The sequence below is a fragment of the Undibacterium sp. Tian12W genome (assembly GCF_049339405.1).
Taxonomy (GTDB): domain Bacteria; phylum Pseudomonadota; class Gammaproteobacteria; order Burkholderiales; family Burkholderiaceae_D; genus Undibacterium.
In genome coordinates this window covers 44,126-65,942 of the sequence record NZ_JBMPPK010000016.1, presented here as the reverse complement: position 1 = coordinate 65,942, position 21,817 = coordinate 44,126, and the positions used below count along the sequence as shown (strand labels likewise).

At 50.0% G+C, this 21,817-nt stretch carries 18 protein-coding genes; 7 read left to right on the top strand and 11 right to left on the bottom strand.

From position 1 onward, the window contains the following. The first annotated feature begins 71 nt into the window (after positions 1-71). A complete protein-coding gene (locus ACO0LI_RS20160) occupies positions 72-1,397 on the top strand; it encodes an SDR family oxidoreductase (protein WP_423034835.1) in 1,326 nt (441 codons plus the stop codon). Continuing rightward, positions 1,394-1,867 carry a DUF2269 family protein gene (locus ACO0LI_RS20155; protein ID WP_162041880.1) on the top strand — a complete coding sequence of 158 codons (474 nt, stop codon included), beginning with the start codon at positions 1,394-1,396 and terminating at the stop codon, positions 1,865-1,867. The genes ACO0LI_RS20160 and ACO0LI_RS20155 overlap by 4 nt, the downstream gene beginning before the upstream one ends. 72 nt (positions 1,868-1,939) lie before the next feature. Here ACO0LI_RS20155 and ACO0LI_RS20150 read toward each other — a convergent pair whose 3' ends face one another. The 4 genes from ACO0LI_RS20150 to ACO0LI_RS20135 all read right to left on the bottom strand — a co-directional run bounded on the left by ACO0LI_RS20150 (position 1,940) and on the right by ACO0LI_RS20135 (position 8,481). Continuing rightward, positions 1,940-4,957: a sugar-binding domain-containing protein gene (locus ACO0LI_RS20150; protein ID WP_423034832.1), complete on the bottom strand. Its 3,018-nt coding sequence runs from the start codon at positions 4,955-4,957 to the stop codon at positions 1,940-1,942. 69 nt (positions 4,958-5,026) lie between these two features. After that, positions 5,027-6,364 carry a glucarate dehydratase gene (gudD, locus tag ACO0LI_RS20145; RefSeq protein WP_423034830.1) on the bottom strand — a complete coding sequence of 446 codons (1,338 nt, stop codon included), beginning with the start codon at positions 6,362-6,364 and terminating at the stop codon, positions 5,027-5,029. Between the two features lie 439 nt (positions 6,365-6,803). Further along, positions 6,804-7,535, bottom strand: a complete 732-nt coding sequence (locus tag ACO0LI_RS20140; protein ID WP_423034828.1) for a site-2 protease family protein — start codon at positions 7,533-7,535, stop codon at positions 6,804-6,806. Between the two features lie 64 nt (positions 7,536-7,599). Next, complete coding sequence (locus tag ACO0LI_RS20135; RefSeq protein WP_423034826.1) at positions 7,600-8,481, bottom strand: DUF2167 domain-containing protein; 882 nt, start codon at positions 8,479-8,481, stop codon at positions 7,600-7,602. A 260-nt stretch (positions 8,482-8,741) separates the two neighbouring features. Here ACO0LI_RS20135 and ACO0LI_RS20130 point away from each other — a divergent pair, with 260 nt between their 5' ends. From ACO0LI_RS20130 to ACO0LI_RS20110, 5 genes are all read left to right on the top strand, one after another. Beyond that, positions 8,742-9,809 (top strand): hypothetical protein, encoded by a 1,068-nt coding sequence (locus ACO0LI_RS20130; RefSeq protein WP_423034824.1) that lies wholly within the window; start codon positions 8,742-8,744, stop codon positions 9,807-9,809. A 128-nt stretch (positions 9,810-9,937) separates the two neighbouring features. Beyond that, on the top strand, positions 9,938-11,989 hold the full coding sequence (gene metG, locus ACO0LI_RS20125; protein ID WP_423034822.1) for a methionine--tRNA ligase: 2,052 nt from the start codon (positions 9,938-9,940) through the stop codon (positions 11,987-11,989). A 31-nt stretch (positions 11,990-12,020) separates the two neighbouring features. Then, a complete protein-coding gene (locus tag ACO0LI_RS20120) occupies positions 12,021-12,500 on the top strand; it encodes a GNAT family N-acetyltransferase (RefSeq protein WP_162041885.1) in 480 nt (159 codons plus the stop codon). A gap of 210 nt (positions 12,501-12,710) precedes the next feature. Continuing rightward, complete coding sequence (locus tag ACO0LI_RS20115) at positions 12,711-14,543, top strand: aminopeptidase P family protein (protein ID WP_423034819.1); 1,833 nt, start codon at positions 12,711-12,713, stop codon at positions 14,541-14,543. Positions 14,544-14,619: 76 nt separating this feature from the next. Further along, positions 14,620-14,859, top strand: coding sequence for a hypothetical protein (locus ACO0LI_RS20110; RefSeq protein ID WP_423034817.1), 240 nt, complete (start codon positions 14,620-14,622; stop codon positions 14,857-14,859). 42 nt (positions 14,860-14,901) lie between these two features. Here ACO0LI_RS20110 and phoR read toward each other — a convergent pair whose 3' ends face one another. The 7 genes from phoR to pstS all read right to left on the bottom strand — a co-directional run bounded on the left by phoR (position 14,902) and on the right by pstS (position 21,723). After that, a complete protein-coding gene (gene phoR, locus ACO0LI_RS20105) occupies positions 14,902-16,194 on the bottom strand; it encodes a phosphate regulon sensor histidine kinase PhoR (protein WP_423034815.1) in 1,293 nt (430 codons plus the stop codon). 178 nt (positions 16,195-16,372) lie between these two features. Continuing rightward, positions 16,373-17,059 (bottom strand): phosphate regulon transcriptional regulator PhoB, encoded by a 687-nt coding sequence (gene phoB / locus ACO0LI_RS20100; protein ID WP_162041889.1) that lies wholly within the window; start codon positions 17,057-17,059, stop codon positions 16,373-16,375. A gap of 9 nt (positions 17,060-17,068) precedes the next feature. Continuing rightward, positions 17,069-17,779: a phosphate signaling complex protein PhoU gene (gene phoU, locus ACO0LI_RS20095; protein ID WP_423034813.1), complete on the bottom strand. Its 711-nt coding sequence runs from the start codon at positions 17,777-17,779 to the stop codon at positions 17,069-17,071. A 102-nt stretch (positions 17,780-17,881) separates the two neighbouring features. Beyond that, a complete protein-coding gene (gene pstB, locus ACO0LI_RS20090) occupies positions 17,882-18,661 on the bottom strand; it encodes a phosphate ABC transporter ATP-binding protein PstB (protein ID WP_422950470.1) in 780 nt (259 codons plus the stop codon). A 13-nt stretch (positions 18,662-18,674) separates the two neighbouring features. Next, positions 18,675-19,547: a phosphate ABC transporter permease PstA gene (pstA, locus tag ACO0LI_RS20085; RefSeq protein WP_423034811.1), complete on the bottom strand. Its 873-nt coding sequence runs from the start codon at positions 19,545-19,547 to the stop codon at positions 18,675-18,677. Next, positions 19,547-20,491, bottom strand: coding sequence for a phosphate ABC transporter permease subunit PstC (pstC, locus tag ACO0LI_RS20080; RefSeq protein ID WP_422950647.1), 945 nt, complete (start codon positions 20,489-20,491; stop codon positions 19,547-19,549). Before pstC ends, pstA begins: the two co-directional genes overlap by 1 nt. 188 nt (positions 20,492-20,679) lie before the next feature. After that, entirely contained in the window at positions 20,680-21,723 is a 1,044-nt protein-coding gene (pstS, locus tag ACO0LI_RS20075; protein WP_422950472.1) for a phosphate ABC transporter substrate-binding protein PstS, read from the bottom strand. Between the last annotated feature and the right edge of the window lie 94 nt (positions 21,724-21,817).

Below are 21,817 nucleotides of genomic sequence, written 5' to 3'. Positions count from 1 at the left end.
CAAAACCGGCACAGTTGCAGTGCAGCGCCTTGACCGGACAATTTTGCGTAAGCCCTTACAAAAACAAGATCATGAAAATTTTTATCTGCGGCGCCCAAGGTTTTTTAGGCCGTCATATCAGTCAGGTTTTGCAAGATGCCGGGCATGAAGTCTGTCACGGTGTACGCAAACCCAAACTGCCTGAACGCCTGACTGATCCTGAAGAAATAGCGATCAATTATGCGCAGGATACCGAGCCAGCCATCTGGGAAAAACGTCTGCGCAGCCTTGGGCAAATTGATGTCATCATCAATGCCGTCGGCATACTCAATGAAACGACAGAATTAAGTTTTGATGCCATCCACCGCGATGCACCTGCTGCCTTGTTTTATGCAGCCGCCAGATGTGGCGTCAAAGCAGTCATACAAATATCTGCCCTCGGTGGCACGAACGAGGCTGAACATCCTGAAACCATGACGGGCTATATGCGCAGCAAACGCGCTGCTGACAAGGTACTCATGGATATCGCTCCTGGCGGCCTCAACTACCTGATCCTGCGCCCTTCTTTGGTGGTTGGCACTGATGGTGGCAGTAGCCAGTTATTCCGCGGCATGGCCAGCTTACCTGTGCTTGGTTTGCCGGGGCGTGGTGAGCAACAAGTACAACCCGTTCATGTAGATGACTTGTGCGCGGCAATCGCGCTCTGGCTTGCTGACGAAAACCGTCATAGCATGGTCTTGAATGCCGTTGGCCCGCAAGCCATGTCTTACCGGCGCATGCTGGAAATTTATCGATCAGCTATGGGTATGCCTGCGCAATGCATGTTTTCCATCCCCATGCCTGTGATGCGCTTCGCCGCCCGAGCAGCCACACTGTTACCGCAAAATCTGCTGACACCAGATAGTTTACGCATGCTCGAGCAAGACAATATTGCTGATGGAACGGGCTTTGCAACACATCTGGGCAGGCCAGCAAAATCGCATAAAGACTGGTTCACGGGCATCCCCGCCAATATGCTCGCCTGCAGCGCGATTGCAGGCTGGAGCCTGCCATTATTTCGCTATGTGCTGGCCCTGGTCTGGTTTGTTACTGCCGCTGTGTCGTTTGGTCTTTACCCGATCTCTGGCAGTCTGGCTTTATTGCAACCTCTCGGCCTTAGCGGTGCTCCTGCGATGTTCATGCTGATGGCCGCATCGACGCTGGATCTGTGCCTGGGTTTGGCTACCCTGCTCTGGCCAAGGCGCATTTTATGGCTGATGCAAATTACCCTGATTGTTGGCTATAGCGGCATCATTGCAATTTACTCGCCTGAATATTATTTACATCCATTTGGCCCGGTCCTGAAAAACCTGCCTATCCTGGCTTTACTCGTTTATTTATTTGCTCATCAAACAGACACACGAAAAGACACAAAATGAACACCTATCTCTTGCTTAAAACCCTGCACGTCCTGTCTTCTGTCTTACTGGTTGGTACCGGTTTTGGCTCGGCGTTTTATATGTTCTTTACCAACCGCAGCAGGCAATTCAAGGCACAAGTTGTAGTTGCCAGGTTGGTAGTGCTGGCTGACTGGTGCTTTACGACACCTGCCGTAATCATTCAGCCGCTGACTGGCTTTGCCATGGTGCACATGGCAGGCTGGCCCTTGAGCACACCCTGGATCATGTGGTCCTTTGTCTTGTACCTGTTTGCCGGTGCCTGCTGGTTGCCTGTGGTGTGGTTGCAAATACGCATGAAAGCCATGCTCGAAGTTGCTGATGCCAACAACACGACTGTGCTGCCAGAGCTGTACTGGCGCTATGCAAAGATATGGGAATGGCTGGGCTATCCAGCATTCATCGCCATGATAGGTGTGTACTTTTTGATGGTGAACAAGCCCAGTTTTTGACGGCTAAGTACAGCCAGAGACATCCAAATATAGCCAACCTGCTGACGGCAACAGACTGGCTACCCTCACTATTTAATGCAGAGCATCATAGAATTCTGCCTCAATAATCGACAGCGCTCCTTTGGCGACGACTTTGGCACCGGTATCCGTATTCTTTTGATTGGCAACCTCTTGCAGGGCAAATGCCTTGTCGCTGTCCGTCGCCATACTTGTCAGCTCTACTTTGACAACACTACCCCGTACAGCTTTCAAAGGCAGGCTGACATAGCCCAGGCTCTTGGGTGTCAATCCTTCATACACCAGCTTGCCATCGACGCTGATACGTATGGGGTAGCTGCGTTCACGCCAGCCAGTGAATTTAAAAACAGCTTCGGTCAGCGTGGCAGGACGCATCAGTTCATAGGCTATCCATGCCTCACCTGGCACACTGCTGCTATGCCAGGCGGTTGTTTCATCGTCATCAAAGGACTTTGCTGCAGCATCGACATTGCTACCCCCTGTGACCTTGGCAATATCCATCGCCAGGCGGGATGCTTTGAATGAAGGAGTAGCCGGTGTCGGGCCACGCCCCAGGTAGGAAGGCAATTGCGCACTCGCCAGTTGCGTACCCAGACCTGCATCTACTTTGACCGGTTTTGTAGTCATTTCCAGACTCGCTGATCGCAAGCCTGCGGTGGTAGCAGTCAGGCGTATTTTCCCGGCCTGGGTAGTGCTGCGTAACAGCAAGCGATTGACACCACCCTCCACCGGCAAACTGGAAGACAAGATGAAATTATTTTCACCCTGCGCAATACCGCCGCGCCATTCTGCCGGGCCATCCAGTTTAAAATCAACCAGATTCAATGCCACAGGATTGCGCTGGCCGTTTGCGTCTATGGCTTCCACCTCAACCAACGCCAGGTCAGCGCCATCGGCACGCCAGCCAGTTGGCGCAGCTTTGGCACTCAGGCGCAAAGCTACCGGTTCACCCGCTGTTTTCAATACGGTTTCACAAAGCTTGTTGCCATCTGCGGCATAACCTACAGCACGCAATTCACCGGCCTGCCAGCTTACGTCTTTGAAGCTGAACAGGAAGCGTGAACTTTGCTCACCCCTGCCTAGGGATTTACCATTCAGGAACAGTTCCACTACATCTGCACTGGACACCACTGTTATCGCCTTGGTGGTCGCTGGCGTGTAATTCCAGTGGCCTATGATATGTATGCGTGGCTGTTCTACATCCACCCAGCCATCCCAGATAACCTGATGCGCATAAAAACCGTCTTTGGGGATACGCATGGCATCAACTTCGCCACTACGGCGATAATTTTCAGCACCGCGATGATGGGTATTGGTATCAGAGAAAACGATATTGACGCCACCGCTACTGACCCGTTTGCCGGTGCCCGGTCGTTCGCGCCAGTAGTCGTACCAGCGCTGTACATTTTCTATGGCGTGGGAGTCCTGATTGCGGTTGTAGATGCTGGCATCTTGCCCCTTGTGCAGAGGGCCATCACCATCCTTGTGATACGGCGCAGTATAGTTATCCCAGTATTTGCGCAGACCTTCATCACGCGAATACTCCATGGCCCAGAAAGGCAGCCTGGCACTCTTGTTTATATAGAGCATTTCACCGCCATATTCTGCCACCTGGCTGTTCAGCATTTCCCGGCTGCCAGCGGCACGACCGCCATAAGGGTCATATTGGTCACGTATCGCTTTCATCTCACGCATATGGGCTTCACTGATGCCCTTGTTGCCGGATTCATAGAACAGGATGCTGGGATTATTGCGGTTATAAATGACGGCATCCCGCATCAAAGCCACTCTCTGTTCCCAGCGGTGGCCATCGACATCTGCTTCAGAATCACCAGCCGGCATGGCTTGTATCAGCCCTACCCTGTCAGCAGATTCCACATCCTGTTTCCAGGGCGTCACATGCATCCAGCGTACCAGGTTGCCATTGCTTGCTACCATCAGTTGATTGCTGTAGTCACTTAACCAGGGTGGCACTGACATGCCAACTGCTGGCCATTCATTCGAGGTGCGTTGCGCATAGCCGTGCATTTGCAGTACACGGTCATTCAGTTTGATCATGCCATTGGCAAATTCTGTCTTGCGAAAGCCGGTGCGTGTATGCACAGTATCCACTGCGCGGCCATTCACTTTCAGCGTTGTGCTGACATCATAAAGATAACCATAACCCCAACTCCAGAAATTCAGTTTGCCGACACGTGCATTGGCTTTCACCATTACTGTCTGGCCAGCGGCGATGGTTTGTGCCTGGCTGGAAAATGTGGCGACCTTCTTACCATCAAGATCGGTAATGGCAACTTCATAGACCACGCTGCTGGCGGCAGCTGTTTCATTTCTGACCTGGGATTCTGCAGTAATCGTGGCGGCCTTGCCAGCCACATCAAAATCCTGTGCATAGATGTAAGTGCCTGTAGTACCCAAATTGGAATATAAGGGTAAGGTCTGGTACAGGCGGCCACTCAGATGCAGGCGGATATTCTTGGGGATGCCACCATAATTCGCATTGAAATTATTGTTAGACCATTGATAGCGCTGGTTAGTCGCTTTTTCACGGTAATCCCAGGCATTGTCAGTGCGCACTGCAATGGTGTTTTCACCCGCAGTCACAGCCTCACTGATATCGACACCAAAAGCCATGACGCCGTTTTCATGCAAGGCGACGGATTTGCCATTCACAAACACTTCTGCGGCCTGGCGCACGCCTTCAAACTCCAGGAAGACCTTGCCCGCCAAAGCCCCCGCAGGCAAACGGAAACGCTTGCGATACCAGGCGATGCCAGTCGAAAGATCGGCGATATCCTTTTTAAATGCTTCATCTTCGTTCCATGCATGTGGCAAAGTAATTGCCTTCCAACTGGAATCATCAAAGGCGGGATTTGCTGCGCCCGGTGCATCGCCCACAAATAATTTCCAGCCAGGGTTGAAGTCATAGACGCTGCGCGCCGGGATAGCCGGACTAGTCTGTGCTGCTTGCAGCGCATGCGCAGACAAACTCATGAACAGGAAGAGGAAGAGGAATAGGAAGAAGAAGAGGAAGCCATTCAGAACTGGCATGAATAATCGAGATGTTCGCATGGATATCTACCCATCAATGGTTGAAGTCAGTACAAATTGCCGGTGCAGAATAAGAAACGGCGATGCGCATTAACGCAACATGCAAGGTTTTTTACGGTCAAACTTCCAGCCGTGTATCAGATATTGCATGGCAACTGCATCGTCACGCGCGCCCAGGCCCATGCTGCGGTACAGGCGATGCGCACGCTCCACTTCGGCCATGTCCAGCTCTACACCCAAGCCTGGCGTTTGCGGCACCTGCACCATGCCATCAATAATTTGCAAAGGCTGCTTGCCCAGGCGCTGGCCATCCTGCCATATCCAGTGAGTATCAATCGGCGTGATGTCACCAGGTGCTGCAGCGGCCACATGCGTAAACATCGCGAGCGAAATATCGAAATGATTATTGGAATGCGAACCCCAGGTCAGCCCCCATTGCTGGCATAACTGCGCGACCCTGACCGCCCCGCGCATAGTCCAGAAATGTGGGTCAGCCAAGGGAATATCCACCGCCTGCAGGCGTACTGCATGATCGAGTTCGCGCCAGTCAGTGGCGATCATATTAGTGGCAGTTGGCAAACCCGTAGCCCGTTTGAATTCAGCCATGACTTCGCGTCCAGAGAAACTTCCTTCTTCACCGCAAGGGTCTTCTGCATAGGCCAGTACATCTGCCTTGTCGCGGCACAGGCGTATGGCATCTTTGAGTAACCAGCCACCATTGGGGTCAATCGTGATGCGTGCTTGTGGAAATCGTTCGGCCAGCGCAGTAACGGCTTCCATTTCATCTTCACCGCGCAAGACGCCGCCCTTGAGTTTAAAATCGTTAAAGCCATAGCGTTTATAGGCAGCGTCGGCAAGCTTCACAATCGCTTGGGGTGTCATGGCTGCTTCATGGCGCAAGCGCAGCCAGTCATCGTCGGCATCGCGGTTGCTGATGTAGGGAAGTTCAGTGAGTCTGCGGTCACCGACAAAAAACAGATAGCCCAGCATTTTCACAGCAGCACGCTGTTGCCCTTCCCCCAGCAGCGCAGCGACTGGCACTTCCAGGAACTTGCCCAGCAAATCCAGCAAGGCAGATTCCAGTGCTGTGACAGCATGCACGGCAATGCGCAAATCAAAAGTCTGCTTGCCGCGCCCGCCACTATCCCGGTGTGCAAAAGCATCCCGCACCCGGTTCAATATGCCTTGATAATCGCCTATACCCCTACCCATCAGCAAATCACGGGCATCAAGTATGGTCTGCCGTATGGCTTCGCCACCTGGCACCTCACCAACACCGGTATTACCCAGACTATCGCTGAGTATTACGATATTGCGGGTAAAAAATGGACCGTGTGCACCACTGAGATTAAGCAACATGCTGTCATGACCGGCAACCGGGATGACTTGTAAATTGACGAGTACTGGCGTACTTGATGGATTGGACATGGTTCTTTTCATCAGAAAAATGACAACTTAAGCTTGGCGTATTGATGAAAATGGTAGCGCTATCAAAGCAAGAGGTCAAGACCAGGCACCATCAACAGGATGGAATGGAAAATGGGATTTTGTACGCATTCCTCCTATGAAAATGACTCAGTCAGTAGTTGATTTTCACATCAATCACGTACATGATTATTTTTACAAGCATGGAAGAATTTTCAGTAAATTGCTTTTTCATCTGAGATTTAGACGAAAAATGGTAGCGCAACAAGCACCATCATTCAGCTAAAGGGAAGCGTCGATGGAAGAGTAAATTCATGCATGCTTGCCAGCAAGCATGAGCAAGTCCAGGAGGATGGAAAGATGGGAAGATGGGAAGAGGCAGAGGCAGGCGGAATCATTACTCAGACCCGCCTTTGACCAGCAAAACTTACGGAACAATAAACTAAATCCCTTTGACCTGACGTGCCGCCTGCACCAGCTCGTGCACATCATTCGTCATGACCGCCAGAAAACCTAGCAAGATCAGGTAATAAGCCGCATAGGTGAAACGTACCTCACCAGACATATTGTAGTAAGCCTTGTTCTCTTCCGCCTGAGGATCATATTTCCAGGCGCGCCACAATTGTGGCCAGGCCAGTAAACCAATGATGATCAGCATGGGGCTGGGGCGATAATAAAACAAAGCCAGCAAGACGGGCACACCGACAAACCAGATGCGCGGTGTCAGCACCGCCGTAATGCGTCCGCCATCAAAAGGCGACAGCGGTATCATATTGAACAGATTCAAAAAAAAGCCTGAATACGCTACCGCCATCAATAAATCGCTATCGTAATTACGGGCAAGGAAGTAACACAGAATAGAACCAACAGTGCCAGCCAATGGCCCGCCCAGGCCAATGTAAGCCTCGGTCTCGGCATCGTGCGGCATATCTTTCAATTCTATCCAGGCCCCCAGAAAAGGAATGAAGGTAGGCAGACCTACATTCAAACCGCGCTGGCGGGCAGCGATGTAATGGCCCATTTCATGCACAAACATGAGCAAGACAAACCCCACGGCATACCACCAGCCAAATATCCAGGCATAGACAGCGACAGAAATAATCATGGTGCCGCCCGACGCCAGCAACTTGCTAAATTTGACGCCGGAAAACAGCAGGAACAGCAGCTTCATCATTTTTATTACATCCTATTTATTTTTGCCTGGACTTTAAGCTTCATAGCTTCAAGCTTTTATAACTTTACGCTTTATTACGGCCAAACAATTTGCCTATCAATGCGCCCAAGCCTACCACGGCAACCAGCGCCAGTTTGGCGAACTTGGCAAAGAAAGCGAAGATAAGAGCAAACAAACCCAGTTTTTTGGCAGCGACACCGGCAACCAAAGCTGCCAGGCCATACTCAGCGACTTTATCGGTACTGATATTAAAATCGTTGTAACGCTTGCCGTCTGTAAATTCCAGATGCCCCAATAAATCTTTAGCGATGGATTTTTGTTGTGGCAAATCGTTCAATGCCGTCACCAGGTTCAGGCTGATGTAGCCTTCACGGCCCAGCGCATAGGTATTGTAATTCACGCCCTGCCTGTCGCTGCTGCCTTGTTTGTCCTTGGTAATTGCTGACCACACCAGCCTGTGGGTTGTGGCTTCGTAATTCGGCTTTTCTGCCCAGCCCACCAGTTGCATTTCAGGGATACCGCGCTGTACACGTTCTTTATTTCCCGCTTCCGTACCTTCCTTTAAGCTTTTCAGCAAATCGTCGGCATTCCAGTCTTTGGCATCATCATCCTTGATATAGCCAGATTTTTGGTATTCAGCAACGATCATCCAGTCACCCTGCTCCGGGAAAATCACTCCCTGCAGGGTCTCGATGGAAGAATTGCCCATTGCACGCATGATGCGCCCTGCAGCGGGCATAGGCACAAAGAACTGCCCAGCTGGCACTTTTAAGACAGCCTGATCAATCAATTTAATTTCTGCAGGTCCAGCCTGCATGACTTTCTTCGCTTCATCAAAAGCCGCTTTCATTTCAGCTTCAGTCGCGGCATTTTGCGCATAAGCAAAATGGCTAAAGACTGCGAAAAAAAAGGCTGATACCCACTTTAAAAACTGCTTGGCGATCATTTTCATTCCCTGTGAATTTATATTTTTGATGTGCAATATGCCTTTGAGACATTTGCTGATCATTTATTGAGTAACTCGAATTTATGGATTTTGTGTATTTACACACACTTAGTTTCCATAAAGTTAAGCATGATGCCTTGAAAACTGCACTAAATCAAATCCATGCTTTGCTGTTAGAAGTTAAAATAGTGGCCTCAGCTAAAGCTCTCACCGTAAATAAACTGCCTGCATCTATTGATGTGACAGGCGCAGGCAAAATCATGACCATCCCCATCGTTAATCCAGCTACAAATCCAGAAAAACCTATGGAGATATTGCCTGCGGCAACCGTTGCAATAGCAGCACAGCATTTGCGCGACATCCTGCAACTGGCCTTTGAACATACTGATCAACATCAGGCTGTAGTCGTGTATGACCAGCGCTGCCCACTGGCAGTGGCGCTGACCAGCGCCTATCGCGCCTGCCTGCCCAATGCACGCTTTATCGATTTTGATGCAGAAACACCAGAACTGATTTTATCGACCTTGAATGCCTTGCAGGCGTCTGATCTGGCGGTATTGATACAATCCACCAATTTTCGCCTCGAAGCATACAGGCTGCGGGTGGAGTTATTCAAACGTGGTTTGAAGGTCATAGAACATCCCCACCTCGCACGCATGGAAGGTGATGAAAACCTGTATTACATAGAGTCACTGGCCTATGATGCCAACTACTATCGCGGTACCGGCAATGCGCTCAAACAAAAAATCGATAGCGCCAGCGGTGGTGTCGTCGATAGTGGCGGCGCTGAACTGGTCTTCAATGGTCGCTTTGAACCGGCCAAGCTCAATGTCGGCGACTATCGCCAGATGAATAATGTCGGCGGTCAATTCCCTATCGGTGAAGTGTTCACCGAATCAGTGGCGCTGGAAGATGTGTATGGCCAAATCCGCATCTTTGCCTTTGGCGACACGACATTTACCGTCAACCGCCCGGAACAGCCGATTACCCTGATCGTGGAAAAAGGTCAGGTCGTTGATACCATCAATTCCACGCCTGAATTTGATCAGGTACTGACCAATATTCGTGCTGACGACAGCGTAGTCTGGGTGCGCGAACTGGGTTTTGGAATGAACAAGGCCTTTTCCAAAGATAAGACGGTACGTGACATAGGCACTTATGAGCGCATGTGCGGTGTCCATTTATCCCTAGGTGCCAAGCATGGCAGCTATGCCAAGCCGCATATCAAGCGCGGTGAAGGCCGCCATCATGTCGATGTCTTCGCTGTTACCGAAGCGGTAAAGCTTGATGATGAAGTTGTCTACAGGAACGGTGCCTGGGTAGTTTGAGCCGCATTCATTGGCAAAATAACACAAAAACTCCCTTACTATCCCCCAGGATCAGGGCATAGCGGCTGCAATTTATGCATTCGCTGTTAGAATAATGCTCTTGTCCGTTCATAAAAAGTGCATCAACCATGACCCGTAAGCTGTTTGTTACCACTGCCCTGCCGTACGCTAATGCGCCCTTCCACCTTGGTCATATCATGGAATATATCCAGGCTGACATCTGGGTAAGGCATCAGCGAATGTCTGGTCACGAGGTACATTTCGTCGGCGCGGATGATGCACACGGTGCACCTATCATGATTGCGGCTGAAAAAGCCAATATCACTCCACAAGAATTTGTGGCGAAGATCGCTGCCGGACGCAAACAATACCTCGACGGCTTTCATATCAAATTTGATAACTGGCATTCAACCGATGGCGAAGAAAATCATCAGTTGTCTCAGGACATCTATCGCAAACTGAAATCTGCCGGTTTTATCACCAGCAAAACCATAGAACAGTTCTTTGACCCGGTCAAAAACATGTTCTTGCCTGACCGTTACATCAAGGGCGAATGTCCTAAATGCGGTGCCAAGGACCAGTATGGCGATTCCTGCGAAGTCTGCAGCGCCGTGTATGCACCGACAGAATTGAAGAATCCTTACTCTGTCCTGACCGGTGCGACACCGATCATGAAATCGTCTGAGCATTTCTTCTTCAAACTGTCGGATGAAAAGTGCGTAGAATTCTTGCGTGGCTGGGCTTTGAAAGACAACCGCCTGCAATCTGAAGTAGCGAATAAATGCAAAGAATGGCTGGAAGGCGAAGGCGGTCTTGGTGACTGGGACATCAGCCGCGATGCGCCTTATTTTGGTATCGAGATTCCTGATCAACCGGGCAAGTATTTTTATGTCTGGCTGGATGCGCCTGTGGGTTACCTCGCTTCGCTGAAAAATTACTTCGGTAAAATCGGCCGTGATTACGATGCATTCATGGCTGATCCGACGACTGAACAAATCCATTTCATCGGCAAGGACATCACTTATTTCCATACCCTGTTCTGGCCAGCGATGCTGAAGTTTTCTGGCTATAAAACACCGGATAATGTTTATGCGCATGGCTTTGTGAATATATCTGGCGAAAAAATGTCCAAGTCGCGCGGTACTGGCATTTCACCACTGCGCTATCTTGAGCTGGGCATGAATCCAGAATGGCTACGTTATTACTTCGCCGCCAAACTGAATGCCAAGGTTGAAGATCTGGACATGAATCCAGAAGATTTCGCATTACGTGTCAATTCTGACCTGATTGGCAAATACATCAATATCGCCAGTCGTGCTGCCGGCTTCATCACCAAGCGCTTCGACGGCGTGGTGGCGACTGACTGGGCAACAGCAGATGACGCTTTCCTCAATAATTTGCGCAATGTTGCGCCAGAAATTCAGGCCTTGTTTGAAGCACGTGAATACGGCAAAGCCTTGCGTGCAGCGATGGAACAGGCTGACCTGGTGAATGCCTATGTCGATTCCAACAAGCCCTGGGAACTGGCAAAAAAGGCCGAGAACGATGCAAAATTGCAGGAAGTCTGTAGCCGCTTGCTGGAAGCTTTCCGTATTTTGACTATCTTCCTGAAACCAGTCTTGCCGCAACTGGCAACACAGGTAGAAACGCAATTGAATATCGACCCACTGCAATGGGCAGATGTAGCGACACCATTACCACATCTGCATAAAATCAATCCTTACGCACATCTGATGCAAAGAATCGATGTGAAAATTTTTGATGAATTATTTGAAAAGCCAGATCAGGGTGTAGCGGCTGCTACTGAAACTGCATCCAGTGATATCGAACCACTGGCCGAAGAAATCAAGATCGACGACTTTGCCAAAGTCGATCTGCGCATCGCAAAGATCGTTAATTGCGAACATGTAGAGGGTTCAGACAAACTCTTGCGCCTGACGCTGGATGTGGGCGAAGGCCGCACCCGCAATGTGTTCTCAGGCATCAAGTCTGCTTACCAGCCAGAGCAGTTGATAGGCAAATTCACTGTCATGGTGGCTAACCTGGCACCACGCAAGATGAAGTTTGGCATGTCAGAAGGCATGATATTGGCAGCATCTGCTGCTGATGAAAAGGCTAACCCAGGTTTGTACATACTGGAAGCCTGGCCTGGTGCCCAACCTGGCATGCGTGTACGTTAATATCTTTTGTGCGTAGATACATTACCAGCGTATGAATATTGTTGTCCGTGAAGCGGCTATCGAAGATGCGCAACTCATCGCGCATCTGACGCGCACTTGCTGGACTGACAAGGTGGCCGCTACCTCCAGCGGCCACCATGAAAGCAGTGAGCGTGTCTGCAATGATTTGATGCAGGGTGGTGGTTTTGTCCTGTTGCTGGATGATGAACCGGTAGGTTCGGTGCGCTGGCTGCCGCTGGATACAGAAAATAATTGCTGGGAAATGCTGCGCATGGGGGTCTTGCCCGCTTTTCGGGGTGAGGCCCTGTCCCAGCATTTACTGGAAGCCGTCATTCATGCAGCGCAGACATCCGGCATAGAAGAATTACGCCTCGGTGTACGCAGTGACCAGCCCCGTCTGCTGGACTTGTATGCCGCCTTTGAATTTGAACTCGCGCCTGAGCTTGAATATTCCCACGCCAATCCTAATGAGCCTGCGCCCCATGTCATGCGGCGATTCTTAAGAAATTAAAGAAATCGGCATATCTGCTCTTATCTAATATATTTTAGGTATACTATTCTCAAGCTTTGTTAATCCAGACGAGTGATGATGTTTAAGCAATGACTTAAGTAATAACTTACGAAATAACTTAAGCCATACCGTCAAACTCGACCTGTATTTACGTCATCTTCGTATTAAACTTAGCCTCAATCCTGTCTATCCTGCTTTGGAAATCCATCCATGAACAGCCCTGTTAGCCCTTCTGCCATCACCTCTCCTATCCCTGCCCGCCTGGTGCAATTACGCGCTGCCATGCAGGTGCAAGGTCTGGATGCCTATATCGTGCCGTCCTCCGATCCGCATCTGTCTGAATATCTGCCTGACCGCTGGCAAGGGCGCAGCTATTTCTCGGGCTTTACCGGCTCGGTAGGCACGCTAATTGTTACAGCGGATTTTGCAGGTCTGTGGGTAGATAGCCGCTACTGGAGTTCGGCAGAAACAGAACTGGCACCAACTGGCATCAAGATGATGAAAATCGCATCTGCTGCAGCCACACTTTACATAGACTGGCTGGCCAGCAATTTGCAGCCCGGACAAACGGTGGGTGTAGATGGCGCAGTATTGGGTCTGGCAACTGCCAGGGCGCTGGAACATGCCTTACAAAGCAAGGACATCAGATTCGATACCCGCCATGATCTTTTGGATAAAGTGTGGGACGAGCGCCCCAGCCTGCCACAGGCTGCGATCTATGAACATGCAGCTCCGTATGCGGTAGTCGCCCGCGCCGATAAGCTGGCGATGTTACGCGAACAGATGCGTAGCCAAAACGCTGACTGGCATTTTATTTCTACTGTCGATGACCTGGCCTGGATTTTCAATTTGCGTGGCGCTGATGTCAGCTATAACCCTGTCTTTGTTGGTCATGCGCTGATCAGCCAGACTGAGGCGAAATTGTTTGTTTCAGCAGGCAAAGTTCCGACAGAATTGGCTGTGGTACTGGCCAAAGATGGCGTCAGCCTGGCAGACTATAGCGAAGCAGCCACTGCACTGGCGACTCTGCCAACAGATAGCAGCATCTTGATAGACCCGCGCAGAATCACTTATGGTTTCCGCCAAAGTATTCCAGGCGGAGTGAAAGTCATCGAAGCCATCAACCCTTCTGTCTTTGCCAAATCCCGCAAGACTGCAGAAGAAGCTCAATTCGTGCGCGAAGCCATGGAGCAGGATGGCGCAGCACTGTGTGAATTCTTCACCTGGCTGGAAGGTGCATTCGGCAAGCAGCGCATCACTGAGCTGACCATTGATGAAGAAATCTGCGCCGCACGTGCACGCCAGCCTCATTTTGTCTCACCGAGTTTTAATACCATCGCCGGCTTCAATGCCAACGGTGCCATGCCGCATTATCGTGCGACCAAGGAATCACACTCCGTCATTGAAGGTGATGGCCTGCTGCTCATCGACTCCGGTGGACAATACCTGAATGGTACGACGGACATCACCCGCGTTGTTCCTGTAGGCCAGGTATCAGAAGCGCAAAAACGTGACTTTACCCTGGTCTTGAAAGGCATGATCAATCTCTCGCAAATGCGCTACCCACGCGGAACCCTGTCACCCATGCTTGACACTGTAGCCCGCGCGCCTATCTGGGCTGACGGCGTTAACTATGGTCATGGCACTGGTCACGGCGTAGGCTATTTCCTGAATGTGCATGAAGGTCCGCAAAGCATTTCCCCTGCGATCGCAGAGGCACATATGGCGATGGAACCTGGCATGATCACCTCGAATGAGCCTGGGATCTATCGTCCAGGCAAATGGGGTGTGCGTATAGAAAATCTGTTGCTGAATGTGCCTGCCCTACAAACTGAATTTGGCGAGTACCTGGAATTTGAAACACTGACGCTCTGTCCCATAGATACACGCTGCATCACTGTAGACTTATTGCGTGAAGACGAAATCAAATGGCTCAATGATTACCATGCTACAGTCTTGCAACGCCTGTCGCCACGCGTCAGCGGTGCAGCACTGGAATGGCTGAAGGAAAGAACCCAGCCCCTGCCGCGTTCAGCTAACTAATCGGACTGGCGATATTCTTATTTGCCCACTACGCCGGCAGTGGGTAATCACCAAATTTAATGTGAAGAGACATCTAATGGAAGACAGCAAACTTTTGCAAGGCAGGGATTTTCATCGTATGGATTTGGCTGACTCAAATTTTAATGAAATAAATTTACGGGCCAGCAAATTTTTTAGCGTTGATCTGGAAGCATGCCGCTTCGCAAACTGTTCATTTAAAAACATCACTATAGAAAGCAGTGATGTTACCGGCATGAAGATTAATGATATTCCAGTCTCAGAGTTACTTCGCATCTTTCACGAAAACAAGAAATAAAAAAGCCGCTGATGCGGCTTTTTTTATCTTGAAAGATAGCTTTTATACGCTGACTGCCGAACACGGAAACTGCACGCAGAATTTACTACCCACATCCGGCGTAGATTCAATCAACAAATTCGCCTTGTGCCTGAGCAGCACATGCTTGACGATCGCCAGCCCCAAACCCGTGCCCTGGGTCTCGCGCGAACGACTTTTATCGACTCGGTAAAAACGTTCGGTCAGACGCGAGATATGTTCTGCACTAATTCCTATACCATCGTCCAGCACCGCAAATTTAGGGCCATTTGCAGTATCTATCCAGCTGATTTTGATGTGACCGTTCTCTGGCGTATAGCGGATCGCATTCGTGACCAGATTGGTCAACGCACTGCGAATTTCATCATTACTGCCGCGAATGTCGGGGCCAGTACATTCCAGCGTGATTTTATGTTTGCCGGCAGACAGGGCATGCGCCTCTTGCAATATCTGCTCCAGCAAACCAAGCATGCTGATACGCTCTGGTCGTGGCGGGTAATCAACAGACTCTAGCCTGGTCAGGGTCAGCATGTCTTCTACCAGACGCTGCATGCGCTCACCCTGCTCTGTCATCAGTTTCAGATGCATATTGCGGGTGTGGTTATCTAGGTCGTCCTGCATGGAAGCGATCTCCAGGAAGCCATTGATGACCGTTAATGGAGTACGCAATTCATGCGAGGCATTGGCGATGAAGTCACGCCGCATCATGTCTATGCGTTCTGATTCAGTCACATCATGCGTCACCAGAATCTGGCGGCGGTTTTCAAACGGAATGATGTGGGCGATCAACTTGCGGTCGCGGAATGACAGTGTCAACGGTGTCTCGTAGCGCCCGAGGATAATGTAATCCATGAACTCAGGGCTGCGCACCAGGTTGGTCACCCGCATGCCCTTGTCCTGCGCATGGCTCAGGCCCAGATGGCTTTCTGCTGCCGGGTTGCACCATTCCAGAAACAGCACGTCATCCATGATGACCACACCATCTGGCAGCAAGGTCATGGCCTGGCGAAAGCGCGCCAGCCATTCTGCCAGCTCAGCCTGGTTTTTTTCATCATCACGACGCAGCTTGTACAAGCGAGAAAATATATCAGTCCAGGCACCCCAGCCATCGGGCAAACGTGAACTATTCGGATTATCCAGCCAATCTGCCAGGCGCTGCAAATAAAATAGCTGTACGCAAAACAGGGTCACCATACCGATCAGGCCTAACACCAAACCTGTTACCGGGCCCCATATATACATAGCAGATGCGGCTCCCATGAGAACCAGGACGATGCGTACAAATGCAGAAATCCAGAAAATAAGGCGTGGAGACATAGTGGGTCCTGCGGGTTCTCAGTAATTGCTTGAAATGTAATACACAAATGTAATGATATAGGTTTTACTGATATCAGTGAGCAATGTTTGCAAGCTATTCCCAAACAGGAATGGCGCTGCCACACTGCATATAGCTTATGCAGTGTGCGATGCCGTAAATAGCATGGCTGGTGCCAGTTTATTTTTCAGACAGCATGTAGCCAACGCTACGCACGGTCTTGATCAGAGATTCTGCATTCTTCAAGACTTTGCGCAGACGCAGAACATGGACATCTACCGTCCGCTCTTCGATGACGACATGGTCGCCCCAGACTTTGTCAAGCAACTGGCTGCGTGAAAATACGCGTTCCGGATGCGCCATGAAGAATTTCAGCAGCTTGTATTCAGCATGGCCAATATCGACCTTATTGTCTTCTATCTTGACCGTGCAGCTGACAGGGTCAAGTACTACAGAGCCTGCCGTCAGGGCGGTCTGGGCATGCTCAGGGCTCTTGCGACGCAGCAGGGCCTTGATTCTGGCAGTCAGTTCACGTGGCGAAAAAGGCTTGGTGACATAATCGTCAGCACCATGGTCAAGACCAGCAATCTTGTCTTCTTCCATGCTCTTTGCGGTCAGCATGATGACGGGGATTTCATTGAACTGACGGTCTGAGCGTATCTTGGACAACAGACGCAAACCGCTCTGATCAGGCAACATCCAGTCCAGCAAAATCAATTGAGGTGTACGGCGCTGCAAATATTCCCAGGCTTCTGCTGTCGTGTTGACAGCAAAAGTGTTCCAGCCTGCAGCGCGCAGGGAAAAACTGACCAGTTCTACGATTGCCGGTTCATCTTCTACGATGAGTATTGTTGTGTCTGTAGCCATTATCAATAATTAGTTCTGTTGTTCCTGCTTGCTAGCCACATAATCTGAATGACGGATATCCTTGCCTTCAACGATATAAATCGTATGTTCAGCAATATTTTTTGCATGATCGCCGATACGTTCTATCGCCTTGGCTACCCACAATGCATCCAGGGACGATGATATCGTACTTGGATCTTCCATCATGAAAGTAATCAGGTTACGCATGATGGAACGGAAATCATTGTCAATCAGTGCATCCTGAGCAATCAATTGTACAGCCTTGCCACCGTCAAGACGGGCAAAGGCATCGAGAGACTGATGCAACATGTCTGCCACACTGCTGGCCAGTACACGCACGGTTTCATAGCCGCTGAACATCGGTACGCCACGTTTGCCAGTTGCTGCATCTCTGGAGATACGGGCAATTTTAGTTGATTCATCACCGATGCGTTCAAGATCAGTAATGACCTTGCCGGTTGCCATGACAGTGCGCAAGTCATTTGCTGCTGGCTGGCGTTTGACGATGAGGTGACTGCACATATCGTCTAGTGCCACTTCGAGGCGATTAACTTCGAGGTCAGACTGAATCACGGCTTCTGCCTGTACCGCATTACCGGTACGGAAGCAGGACATCGCATCATGAAAATGGCTTTCCACCAAGCCGCCCATCAGCAAGACCTTGGAGCGTATAGTCTCCAGATCCATATCGTATTGTTTTGAAGAGTGTTCGCCTGTCACAGGTTTCTCCTGAATTCGCAATTGCAAAATATAAACGCCAGCTCGCGCAATATAATCTATCCGTGCTCCCACGGATAAATCTGCGCAAGCATGGTACGTCTGTTAGCCGAAACGGCCAGTAATATAGTCTTGAGTTTCTTTCTTCACTGGGTTCATGAAGATATGATCAGTCTCACCGAACTCGACCAGTTCACCAAGATACATATAGGCAGTGTAATCAGAACAACGGGCTGCCTGCTGCATATTATGGGTGACGATGGCGATGGTATATTCCTCTTTCAGTTCATTGATCAGTTCTTCGATCTTGACTGTAGAGATAGGATCCAGCGCTGAGGTTGGCTCGTCCAGCAACAAGACTTCCGGTTTCACGGATACGCCACGCGCGATGCACAGACGTTGTTGCTGGCCACCTGACAAACTCAGACCACTCTTGTTGAGTTTGTCTTTAACCTCGGTCCAGATCGCGGCTTTTTTCAAGGCCCATTCAACGCGCTCATCCATCTCGCCCTTGGACAGGTTTTCATACAGACGCACACCGAAAGCGATGTTGTCATATACCGACATAGGGAAAGGTGTAGGTTTCTGGAACACCATGCCGACGCGGGCGCGCAGCAAGTTAATGTCCTGATCCGCATCCAGGATATTTTTGCCGTTATAGATGATATTGCCTTCAGCACGCTGGCCAGGATACAGGTCATACATGCGGTTCAGGGTACGCAACAAAGTCGATTTGCCGCAACCTGATGGACCGATGAAGGCAGTGACTTTTTTGTCGTAGATATTCAGATTGATATCGCGCAGGCTGCGTGTCGCACCATAAAAGAAATTCAGCCCGCCGATTTCGATTGCTTTTTTCTGTTGGTTGTCTTGAGTAGTAGTCATATCGAGGCCAGTATTAATGCTGTGTTTTTTGGTTAAACAAAGTACGCGACAAAATATTCAAACCGAGGACGCTGAAGGTGATCAACAATGCACCACCCCAGGCCAGCTCACGCCAGTTGTCGTAGGGACTCATCGCAAACTGATAAATCACCATCGGCAAGTTGGCCATAGGCTTGTTCATGTCGGCATTGAAGAACTGATTGCTCAGGGCGGTGTACAGCAAAGGTGCAGTCTCACCGGAGATACGTGCCACTGCCAGCAAAATACCTGTTACGACGCCTGCTTTGACGGCGCGCAAACGTATCAGCAAAGCCACTTTCCAGCGAGGTGCGCCCAGCGCAAATGCAGCTTCACGCAAACTCGTCGGCACCAGACCCAGCATATTATCGGTAGTACGGACAACCACTGGAATGGCAATCAGTGAAATGGCGATACTGCCAGCCCAGCCAGAGAAATGCTTGACGTGCGCAACATAGATTGCATACACGAACAAGCCTATCACGATGGACGGTGCAGAGAGCATGATGTCGGTCACAAAACGTGTGACGAAGCCAAACCAGCTTTTATCACCATACTCTGCCAGATAAATACCAGCCAGAATACCGATAGGTGTTGAGATCAGGGCGGCACTGACGACCATCACAAAGCTACCAAAGATCGCATTCATCAAACCGCCGCCATCACTGCCTGGGGCAGGCGTTGACTCTGTGAACATGGCTACATTGACGGCACTCAGTCCTTTTGTCATGAGGGTAAACAATATCCACATCAGGAAAAATATACCCAGTGCCATCGCAAATGACGACAAACCTATGCCCAGTTTATGCATCAGCAAACGGCGGCGATACACCGGGTTGCTGGCAGATTGCATTGTTAAGTTTTCCATTATTTGGCTCCTTCTTTTCTGGACAAGCCCAGCAACATCAGTTTGGCAGCCGACAAAACAATGAACGTGATGACAAACAGAATCAGGCCAAGCAAGAACAAGGAAGATGTGTGCAAGACTGTTTCTGCCTCTGCAAATTCATTTGCCAAAGTGGAAGCGATACTATTACCGGCGGCAAACAACGACCAGGACAGGTGATGCGAATTACCGATCATGAAGGTAATTGCCATGGTTTCGCCAAGTGCACGACCCAGACCCAGCATGACACCACCCACTACACCTATCTTTGTGTATGGCAGCACAATCTTACGGACTACTTCCCACTTGGTGCAACCCAGGCCATAAGCGGATTCCTTGAGTACCGGCGGCACCACTTCAAACACGTCACGCATGACTGAAGAAATGAAAGGGATAATCATGATTGCCAGGACGATACCGGCTGACAGCATGCCCATGCCTATCATGGGGCCGGAGAACAAAATACCTATCACCGGCAATTTACCCAGCGTTGCAGCCAGGGCCGGTTGCACATATTGCGAAAACAAGGGCGCAAATACAAACAAACCCCACATGCCATAAATAATACTTGGTACACCAGCCAGCAATTCAATTGCCGTACCCAGTGGACGCTTGAGCCAGTTAGGACAAATCTCGGTCAGGAACAGGGCAATACCAAAACTGACAGGAAAGGCAATCAACAGGGCGATGACCGATGTCACCAGTGTGCCGACGATGGCGATCATGCCGCCAAACTTGTCATTGACCGGGTCCCATTCTATGGTCCAGATGAATGACAGGCCAAATTCCTTCATCGCCGGAATCGAGCGCAGGAACAGAGAAATAATAATACCGACCAGCACCACCATCACAAGGGCGGCGAAAGTAAAGGTCAGTTTATGAAAAAAGAAATCTTGCCAACGCTGGCGGCGCATTACTGCAGCCATTTTCGCAAGGTCGATCTGACCGGCCTGCGGTAGTGCGTTATTAGCGGGTGGGATTGCAGTTGGTGCAGTCATGTTGACGGAGGACATTTGGGTAGTCATGGGTGTCTTTTCCACCGGAAGGCAATCCGGACAGTTCCGGATTGCCTCGATTTGTTTAGTTCAATGTCTGAACAGGGTCAAACTTTTTATTACCAGAGCGCTTTACCGGAAGCATCTTTGACTTTTGCTTTCCAGTTGTCTTCGATCAGTTTGACAACCGGTGCTGGCAAGGAAACATATTCCAGTTCAGCAGCCATTGCGCCACCGTTTTTGAATGCCCAGTCAAAGAATTTCAATACTTCTTTGCCTTTTTCAGCATCAGCCTGCGCTTTGTGCAACAGGATGAAAGAAGCACCAGTGATAGGCCAGGTGATTTTGCCAGGCTGGTTAGTCAATACCAGGTACATGCCTGGAGCTTTGCTCCAGTCAGCGCCAGCAGCAGCGGATTTGAAGTTTTCATCATCTGGTTCAGCGAACTGACCATCAGCATTTTTCAACAAGGTGTAAGTCATCTTGTTTTTCTTCACATAAGCGTATTCAACATAGCCGATGGAATTTCTGATTTGCTTGACACTGGACGCGACGCCTTCGTTACCTTTGCCACCTACACCGACTGGCCATTTAACGGCTGTGGAAGAACCAACAGCAGTTTTGAACTCAGGGCTGACTTTGGTCAGGTAATCTGTCCACAGGAAAGTAGTACCAGAGCCGTCAGAGCGGTGTACGACAGTGATATCTTCAGCAGGCAATTTCAAACCGGCATTGATGGCTGCGATTTCTGGTGCATTCCATTTAGTGATTTTGCCCATGTAGATGGCGGCCAGTACTTCACCTGTCATCTTCATTTTGCCTGGAGCGATACCGTCCAGATTAACTACAGGAACTACACCGCCGATGATGGCCGGGAATTGCACCAGGCCTTCAGTTTCCAGCTCTTCTGCCTTCAAAGGCATGTCGGATGCACCGAAATCGACAGTTTTTGCCTTGATTTGTTTGATACCACCACCGGAACCGATGGATTGATAGTTCAGACCGTTGCCACTGGCTTTTTTATAAGCTTCTGCCCATTTTGCATAAATTGGATATGGGAAAGTCGCGCCAGCGCCTGTAATGTCGGCAGCATGAGCAGCGCCAAATGTGACAGCGACGCCAATTGCAGCGATGAGAGTTTTGACAACACGTTTGATTTGCATGTTCACCTCAGAGTTAAATAACAGTATTCAGTACTACGAGGCGCACTGTACAAGCCAAATATGACAAGATTATGACGTGAAGCAAAGCCTGTGA

What these genes read in the sequence shown, in the direction of transcription:
- ACO0LI_RS20160 (WP_423034835.1), top strand. Translation starts at nt 72, where the DNA reads ATGAAAATTTTTATCTGCGGCGCCCAAGGTTTTTTAGGCCGTCATATC.
- ACO0LI_RS20155 (WP_162041880.1), top strand. Translation starts at nt 1,394, where the DNA reads ATGAACACCTATCTCTTGCTTAAAACCCTGCACGTCCTGTCTTCTGTC.
- ACO0LI_RS20150 (WP_423034832.1), bottom strand. Translation starts at nt 4,957, where the DNA reads ATGCGAACATCTCGATTATTCATGCCAGTTCTGAATGGCTTCCTCTTC.
- gudD (WP_423034830.1), bottom strand. Translation starts at nt 6,364, where the DNA reads ATGTCCAATCCATCAAGTACGCCAGTACTCGTCAATTTACAAGTCATC.
- ACO0LI_RS20140 (WP_423034828.1), bottom strand. Translation starts at nt 7,535, where the DNA reads ATGATGAAGCTGCTGTTCCTGCTGTTTTCCGGCGTCAAATTTAGCAAG.
- ACO0LI_RS20135 (WP_423034826.1), bottom strand. Translation starts at nt 8,481, where the DNA reads ATGATCGCCAAGCAGTTTTTAAAGTGGGTATCAGCCTTTTTTTTCGCA.
- ACO0LI_RS20130 (WP_423034824.1), top strand. Translation starts at nt 8,742, where the DNA reads ATGACCATCCCCATCGTTAATCCAGCTACAAATCCAGAAAAACCTATG.
- metG (WP_423034822.1), top strand. Translation starts at nt 9,938, where the DNA reads ATGACCCGTAAGCTGTTTGTTACCACTGCCCTGCCGTACGCTAATGCG.
- ACO0LI_RS20120 (WP_162041885.1), top strand. Translation starts at nt 12,021, where the DNA reads ATGAATATTGTTGTCCGTGAAGCGGCTATCGAAGATGCGCAACTCATC.
- ACO0LI_RS20115 (WP_423034819.1), top strand. Translation starts at nt 12,711, where the DNA reads ATGAACAGCCCTGTTAGCCCTTCTGCCATCACCTCTCCTATCCCTGCC.
- ACO0LI_RS20110 (WP_423034817.1), top strand. Translation starts at nt 14,620, where the DNA reads ATGGAAGACAGCAAACTTTTGCAAGGCAGGGATTTTCATCGTATGGAT.
- phoR (WP_423034815.1), bottom strand. Translation starts at nt 16,194, where the DNA reads ATGTCTCCACGCCTTATTTTCTGGATTTCTGCATTTGTACGCATCGTC.
- phoB (WP_162041889.1), bottom strand. Translation starts at nt 17,059, where the DNA reads ATGGCTACAGACACAACAATACTCATCGTAGAAGATGAACCGGCAATC.
- pstB (WP_422950470.1), bottom strand. Translation starts at nt 18,661, where the DNA reads ATGACTACTACTCAAGACAACCAACAGAAAAAAGCAATCGAAATCGGC.
- pstA (WP_423034811.1), bottom strand. Translation starts at nt 19,547, where the DNA reads ATGGAAAACTTAACAATGCAATCTGCCAGCAACCCGGTGTATCGCCGC.
- pstC (WP_422950647.1), bottom strand. Translation starts at nt 20,491, where the DNA reads ATGGCTGCAGTAATGCGCCGCCAGCGTTGGCAAGATTTCTTTTTTCAT.
- pstS (WP_422950472.1), bottom strand. Translation starts at nt 21,723, where the DNA reads ATGCAAATCAAACGTGTTGTCAAAACTCTCATCGCTGCAATTGGCGTC.